Source organism: Caballeronia sp. LZ003 (assembly GCF_031451465.1).
Lineage (GTDB): Bacteria > Pseudomonadota > Gammaproteobacteria > Burkholderiales > Burkholderiaceae > Caballeronia.
Genome location: NZ_JARUXJ010000143.1, coordinates 1 through 543, shown reverse-complemented (window position 1 = coordinate 543; position 543 = coordinate 1). Strand labels below are relative to the sequence as shown.

Sequence of the window (543 nt, the reverse complement as noted above, 5' to 3'; positions counted from 1 at the left end):
GATCGACAGTCCCGGCACGAGCCCCGCCTTGATTAAGCTGTAGGCCTCGTCGATGTAGGCCGCAGTCCCCGCGGGGGCGATGCTTGCCTCGACTTCGACGCCCGCCTGGGTCACAGTCAATTTCGTCACGGTGCCGATCGGCCGACGCGGGTCGTGCTGCCACAACAGCGGAAACGGCGTCTTGAACTGGATGCCATCCGGCACGACAACATCGCCCACGCGATCAGGAGTAGGCGTGCTGGCGATACCGGTGAGGGTGCGGGAATCCTCGTCGAGGCGTTTGACCTGAAGTCGGGAGAACGCTTTATTCGACGGTACGGGCGTGTTCTTCGCAACGAATTGCGTTAGAACCGGGATTGGTCGATAGTAATTGTGCATCGATGCGGTATAACACGCATTTAATGCAATTTCAATGCCTAGATGAAGAACATCTGCGGTTCTTTCTCCATTTCCTCCGCATTAAGTTGCGTTGCGCCCACTGCCATCGCCAGCGCTACTATCCCGTCAATGCGCCCTGTGGCCTTCTGCTTGGTGAATTTGCGG

1 protein-coding gene is annotated in these 543 nt (G+C 57.8%); it reads right to left on the bottom strand.

The annotated features are described in order from the left end of the window. Positions 1–378: HK97 family phage prohead protease (locus QCE79_RS33490; RefSeq protein ID WP_309851808.1), on the bottom strand; the 378-nt coding region annotated here is incomplete at its 3' end. Positions 379–543 lie beyond the last annotated feature (165 nt).